This window comes from Actinomyces israelii DSM 43320 (assembly GCF_000711965.1).
GTDB lineage: Bacteria > Actinomycetota > Actinomycetes > Actinomycetales > Actinomycetaceae > Actinomyces > Actinomyces israelii.
Genome location: NZ_JONS01000082.1, coordinates 1 through 6,102 on the forward strand (window position 1 = coordinate 1; position 6,102 = coordinate 6,102).

7 protein-coding genes and 1 pseudogene are annotated in these 6,102 nt (G+C 68.6%); 3 read left to right on the plus strand and 5 right to left on the minus strand.

The window, feature by feature from the left end:
- Positions 1-248 precede the first annotated feature (248 nt).
- The 3 genes from O145_RS14980 to O145_RS14990 form a co-directional block, all read right to left on the minus strand.
- The gene (locus tag O145_RS14980; RefSeq protein ID WP_043564431.1) at positions 249-596 is read right to left on the minus strand and encodes a helix-turn-helix domain-containing protein; all 348 of its coding nucleotides are present in this window, start codon (positions 594-596) and stop codon (positions 249-251) included.
- Positions 597-833: 237 nt separating this feature from the next.
- Positions 834-1,991, minus strand: coding sequence for a PTS sugar transporter subunit IIC (locus O145_RS14985; RefSeq protein ID WP_043564433.1), 1,158 nt, complete (start codon positions 1,989-1,991; stop codon positions 834-836).
- Positions 1,992-2,159: 168 nt separating this feature from the next.
- A complete protein-coding gene (locus tag O145_RS14990) occupies positions 2,160-2,660 on the minus strand; it encodes a transcription repressor NadR (protein WP_008732358.1) in 501 nt (166 codons plus the stop codon).
- 646 nt (positions 2,661-3,306) lie between these two features.
- Here O145_RS14990 and nrdH point away from each other — a divergent pair.
- From nrdH to O145_RS15005, 3 genes and pseudogenes are all read left to right on the plus strand, one after another.
- Positions 3,307-3,552 carry a glutaredoxin-like protein NrdH gene (gene nrdH, locus O145_RS14995; RefSeq protein ID WP_043563920.1) on the plus strand — a complete coding sequence of 82 codons (246 nt, stop codon included), beginning with the start codon at positions 3,307-3,309 and terminating at the stop codon, positions 3,550-3,552.
- Between the two features lie 5 nt (positions 3,553-3,557).
- Positions 3,558-3,983: a class Ib ribonucleoside-diphosphate reductase assembly flavoprotein NrdI gene (gene nrdI, locus O145_RS15000; protein WP_043563913.1), complete on the plus strand. Its 426-nt coding sequence runs from the start codon at positions 3,558-3,560 to the stop codon at positions 3,981-3,983.
- Positions 3,968-4,165: pseudogene (locus O145_RS15005) on the plus strand (hypothetical protein); the annotation flags it as partial. The gene nrdI and the pseudogene O145_RS15005, both read left to right, overlap by 16 nt.
- A gap of 310 nt (positions 4,166-4,475) precedes the next feature.
- Here O145_RS15005 and O145_RS15010 read toward each other — a convergent pair.
- Complete coding sequence (locus O145_RS15010; protein ID WP_229118618.1) at positions 4,476-4,793, minus strand: hypothetical protein; 318 nt, start codon at positions 4,791-4,793, stop codon at positions 4,476-4,478.
- Between the two features lie 35 nt (positions 4,794-4,828).
- Complete coding sequence (locus O145_RS15015) at positions 4,829-5,995, minus strand: ISAs1 family transposase (RefSeq protein ID WP_229118619.1); 1,167 nt, start codon at positions 5,993-5,995, stop codon at positions 4,829-4,831.
- Between the last annotated feature and the right edge of the window lie 107 nt (positions 5,996-6,102).

The window sequence follows — 6,102 nt, forward strand, 5'->3', positions numbered from 1 at the left end:
GCCACATGCGCCTCGTCTCGGCCTCGTGCTCCACGCGGACCTCGTCGTCGGTACAGGGCTCCCAGCCGTCCTGGAGCAGACCGGCGACCTGGTCCAGGATCTCGGCCATCCGCCTGGTGATGGCCTTCTCGTCGCGGCGCCCCACGAACGGGTCGGGGAGCAGAGGCTCATGCCCGACAAGCGCATGAGCAGCCAGTATGAGGACTCCGACCTGTACTCGACGCCGAATCTGATCAGACGCGACATCCTCAAGGAGCCGGAACGTCCCAGAGCTCGGCCCAGGCGCCCGCCTCCGAGGGCGGCTTGTTAAAAATCTCCTCCCGCTCCTCCTTCTGCGCCCTCCTGAGCTTTGCCGCGTTCCTGCCCACGGCGTGACCGGTTACCACGGAGCCCAGTCTGCGCCTCCGCCACTGTGACAGCCACTTGCGCACTGTCTTCTCGGCCCGCTCGACCATCTCCATGATAATATCCAGGCCGACGCCGCGGGCAGCGTACGCAATCGCCTCCGTTTTCATTCTCACCAGCTTGTAGGTGTCCGAATGCTTCTTCCGCCTGATGAGGACGCCTCGCTCCTCGTTCGTCATGTCGATCTGCACGAGGCGATCCTCATGCGCGATCCCCGTAAATACCAGCCAGCAATCTCGCAGCAGCCGCCCCAGAATGTCGTTTTGTTTAATTCCGGCCATGGGACCCAGACAAATTACCGACCCTGGCAGGGGTGGGATACCGGAGAGCGGGGTGGCTGGAGGTGGCTGAGGTTCGGCTGGGGGAGGGCTGAGAGTGGTTGAGGCGGTTGGCGCGGCGTGGCCGGGTGGGGGCGGCTGCGGCGGCCCTCAGCCGGCGGCCAGGGCCATGTCCCCCGGTTTGATCCAGCCGCGGGCCCGCATGAGCTCGCTGATCCCCAGGGTCAGCAGCGCGGGGATGAGGATCTGGAAGACGACTATGAGGGCGATGAGCCGCCCGGTGGAGGTGGAGGCCGACATTGTCTGGAAGGTCATGATCTGGCCCACGAGCCCCGCCGAACCCATGCCCGAGCCGATGGCATTGGACTGCATGCCCAGCACCATGGTGGTGATGGGGCCCAAGATCGCCGAGGCCAGGGTGGGCGGCACCCAGATGAGGGGGTGGCGCACGATATTGGGCACCTGAAGCATGGAGGTGCCCAAACCCTGGGCGATGAGCCCGGCGAAGCGGTTCTCCCGATAGCTGGCCACGGCGAAGCCCACCATCTGCGTGGTGCAGCCGATGGTGGCCGCCCCGGCCGCCAGGCCCGAGAGGTCCAGGATGATGCCCAGGGCCGCCGAGGAGATCGGCAGGGTCAGGATGATGCCCATGAGGGCAGAGACGATAATGCCCATGAGCAGGGGCTGGCGCTCGGTACCCCAGTTGACCAGCTGGCCCAGGCTGATCATGAGGCGCGAGATCGGCGGGCCCACCAGCAGGCCCGCGCTGCCGCCGGCGCATACGGACAGGGTGGGGGTGACGAGGATGTCCAGGCTGGTGCGGCCCGCCACCAGGCGCCCGGCCTCCACTGCTGCCCAGGCGGCGATGAAGGCGCCCAGTGGCTCGCCGGGGCCGTTGAGGACCAGGGCCGGTGCTCCGCCGTCGGACTGCAGGGCGGTGCCCGACAGCAGGGCCGCGGCGCGGGCGCCCACCTGCCCGGCCACCATGGCGCCCACGACGACGAAGGTTGGCGCCTTGAGGCGGTGGGCCACACCGACGCCGATGCCCGCCCCGGTCAGGGAGGTGGCGATCGCCCCCAGGAGAGTGAGCCAGGTGCCGGCGGCGCCGGGCAGGAGCCTGCCGAGCTGGCCCAGGATCGTTCCCAGGATGAGGGAGGCGAACAGGCCGTGGGCCATGCCGGTCATGGCGTCGATGAGGACGCGGTGGGCCAGGGCGCGCAGTGCGGGCAGGAGGTGGCGCAGCAGGGAGGCTGCGGAGGTGGTGGCGGTGCTTGCGGCGCTGGTGGTGGGTGTGCGGTTGGTGGTCACGGGGCTGCCTTGGAGTCGAAGGGGGGCGCGAGGCCCATGGGTGTCAAGACACCTGGCAGCCTATCCCTCGGATGCCGTCAGTGTCATGACACATGGGTGGGATGCGTGTCACGGAGGCAGGGGTGGCCTGGGGCGTGGGGGAGTGCGCTGCGGGAAACGGGCGGGGCGCTACCGCAGGAAGCCGAGTTCCCCCATCCGGGCCTCGACCGCATCGAGGGCGGCCTCGTCGTCGGCCTCGATGGTGTGGGTGTGCCAGCCGTTGGTCAACTCGGACAGGGCCGTGGACCGGGGCAGGCGCGCCAGGAAGTGGGCGAGGTCCTCGGGGCTGCGGATGAGCAGGTCGACGGTGATCTGCCCGTAGAGGCGGTGCTCCACCGAGACGTCCAGAACGCTCCCCCCGACCTTGATGATGGCGCTCAGCTCGATGGCGATGTCCTCGCGGGTGTGCTGGACGAAGATGGAGCGGTGCGGCCGGGTGGCGGGACGGGCCAGCACGTAGCCGCGGTTGGTGGCGCGGATGGGGTGGCCCTCGGCGCGCAGGAGGGCGACGTCGCCGACGATGACCTGGCGCGAGACGCCCAGCTGCGCGCCCAGGCGGGTGGCGGCCAGGGGCCTGCGCGTGGCCGCGAGGCGGTCGAGGATCTCCTGACGGCGTATCCCGGCGTCCATGGGCGGTCCTTTCTTCTCAGGCTCTCTCAGGCTCGTGGTGCGGCCGCCCTGCGGTGGCCGGCGCGGGGACCGTGGCGGTAAGCCTATGCGCGGTGGGGGGGCTGCGGGGAGGGCGAGCGGCGGAGCCTGTGCGGCGGTGACTGGCGCCTTGCGGTTGGCGGGCTGAGGGCTGGTGGGCTGGCGGCTGCTGGTTGGTGGGCTGACGGCGGTGGCGACACGCGGAAGGCAGGTGTGACGCAACCGAGATTTGCCGGACTTGTCCCCAGGGTGGGGGCCGGTGTGCTCCGAGCGGGACGGCGGTGCTGTGGTTAAGGGGCCCTCTTTCGTGTCACACCCCCGCAGGACCATGGTTCTGTGGATCGGAGCGGGAGCCCCGGGACGGCGCCCCGAGGCGCGCGGGGCGACTATCCACGGTCCCTCCACAAGCGGTCCCGGAGCTATCCACAGGCGAGGAGGTCATTGTGCACAGGTCGGCGCCAGACACAGCATGTTGGGGTGGTGGACCCGGTGGACCCCTAGGGGTAGTGTCTTGTCTCGCGGGGCCGCCATGGCCTTCCGCGAATGACAGATGTGTGGTTACACCGGCGCGATCCCCCTGCGGGGTGATACGTCCGGCTCGCCACCGGAACCCGAGGAAGTGACCGATATGGCGATCACCGTCTACTCCAAGCCCAACTGCGTGCAGTGCAGCGCTACCTACCGCGCCCTGGACAAGGCGGGTCTGGTCTACCGGACGGTGGACGTCGCGCTCGATGTCGAGGCCCTCGAGCAGGTCAGGGCCCTCGGCTACGCCCAGGCCCCTGTGGTCGTGGCCGGAGAGGACCACTGGTCCGGTTTCCGTCCGGACAAGATCAAGGCCCTGGCCGTCGCCGTCGAGGCCCTCGCGGTCTGAGGGGCGTGCCCGCCTCGAGTCCCGGGGGCGGCCCGCTCCTGGTGTACTTCTCCTCCGCCTCGGAGAACACTCACCGCTTCGTGGGCAGGCTCGGTTATCGCAGTGCGCGTATTCCGCTGCGCCGTCGGGATGAGCCGCTCACGGTCGGTGAGGAGTACGTCCTGTTCGTGCCGACCTACGGCGGGGGGTCCGTCAGGGGGGCCGTGCCCAAGCAGGTCATCGCGTTCCTCAACGACCCGCGCAACCGTTCCCTGTGCCGGGGCGTGATCGCCTCGGGGAACACCAACTTCGGTGAGGCGTACTGCCTCGCCGGCGACATTATCGCGAGCAAGCTCGGGGTGCCGTTCCTGTACCGCTACGAGCTTCTGGGGACGCCCACCGACGTCGCACGCGTCAGACAAGGATTGGAAGACTTTTGGCAGACACGCTGACGGACACCGGGCTGGAGCCCGCCCCCTCCCCGGAGCTCGACTACCACGCTCTCATGGTCGAGGAGGGCTACTACGAGGGGGGCGTCCTGGAGCGCTACTCCCCGGAGTTCGTCAAGGCCGCCTTCAAGGCCGCCTACGCGCACAGGTTCCGCTTCGGGACCTTCCTGGGCGCCTTCAAGTATGGCTGGAATTAAACAAGGTCGGTGCGTGGTGGCGTGACTGGGAGGTGCTCGAAGTCGTAGTCGAAGGTGCGGTTGGTGATGTAGGCGGTGAAGGCCGCGAAGGTGTTCTCCGGGGCGAGCGCGGGGGGTTGGCGATGTTGGCTTTGGCGGCATCCCGTATGTGTTCTGTGAGACCCAGGGTCGGGGCGTAGGGGGGGGCATGTAGATGGGTGTGATGCGCTCCAAAGCCTGACCGGGGGCATAAAGATCGTTCAAGGCCTTGGCGTGGTGGAACCTGGCGTTGTCCAGGACCGCCGCGATCTTCTTTCCCTCATCGGTCTCGCGCGCCAGGCGACCCATCATGAGGGCGGGTCCGCTCGGCGTTCTGGTTTCCCTCGATGGGGTGGATCCTCATTTTCTTGGTCGTCAGGCTCAGCGCCCCGAAGAACGACCGACTCACTTTCTTGCGGTCCACGTACAGCTTTGTTCTCTTCCCCTTGGGAAGCCACATGCGCCTCGTCTCGGCCTCGTGCTCCACGCGGACCTCGTCGTCGGTACAGGGCTCCCAGCCGTCCTGGAGCAGACCGGCGACCTGGTCCCGGATCTCGGCCATCCGCCTGGTGATGGCCTTCTCGTCGCGGCGCCCCACGAACGGGTCGGGGAGCAGACAGGGGGTCGGCGTTGTTATGGGGTGGGTTGTTGTGTGAGTTGTTGGAGGGTTTGGTGGGGGTGGGTTGCCCAGTAGCGGCAGGTGGAGGCGATGCTGCTTTTTCGGCGTTGTCGGCTGGGGTGGTCGGGGCTGGTGAGGCGGATGAGGCTGATGGCGGTGTTCCTGAGTGTGGCCATGGCTCGGGCGGTGGTGGTTGTGGGCAGTTGGTGGCGGTCCTCGTCGAAGGTGACGTCGCGGACCCAGTGGAGGCGGTTCTCTATTCCCCAGTGGCCTTGGATCCAGGCTGCTACGTGATCGGGCGGGGCGGCGATCATGTCCAGGGAGCAGATGGCGTAGACGGTCTCGGTGGTGCGTTTGTTGCTTGCGTCCTTGGTCCTGGTGGTGCGGGTGCGCCGGATCTGGAGGACCTGGGCGGCGTTGGGGAAGTCGATCCATTGAGGTGCCTGGAGTGCTTTGATGGTCCTGCGCACGTATCGGCCGTGGGAGCGCTCGGCTGCGGTGGTGGCGGGAGTGTCCTTCCAGGGCAGGGCTTTGAGCTGGGCCAGCAGCCTGGGCTGGTTGGCCTTGACGGTCAGGACCCAGTGGCCCCCGCGGGCCGTGATCGCCTCGGCGGTGGCCCGTTGGGTGTGCATGGCGTCGGCGGTGATCACCGCGCCGTCCAGGCCCGGCAGGCGGGCCACGAGATCGTCGATCATGTCCCGCAGGGCGGGGATCTCGTTGGTCTTGGGCCCGACTTCCTGCTGGGCCACGACCGCGCCGGTGGCGTGATCCAGAACGGCCAGCAGGTGGGTTGCGGTGGCCCGCATGGTTTTGCCGTCCACCGCCAGCACGCGTCTGCCCGCGACGGTGGCGGCGGTGCGCGACCACATCCACGCTCCCACGGCCGCGTCCAGGGCGGCTCCGTCGACGCTGGACAGGACGCGGCGGATCGTGGTCTCCTCGGGCAGGCGCGCCGAGGCGGGCAGGCCCAGCCTTGTGCGCGCCTCGGCGTCCAGGCCGGCGGCCCACTGCCCGATGGCCAGCAGGCTGCGCGCTCCGGACAGCACGGCCCCCACCGCCACGGCCAGGATCACCTCCAGCCGGTGCCTCATTCCCCGGGCGCACCTGGGATCGGGCACGGTGGACAAGACCTGCATCAGGCTCGGCTGGCGCCCAGCAATGTTGATAGGGGAAGATGGCATAGCGGCGCGGCTCCTGACGACGAAAGGGTGCGTAGGACACACCCATCGTCACCCCAGGAACCGCGCCGCACCCCCACCAACACACCCACGACTACGCCGACCCCCTG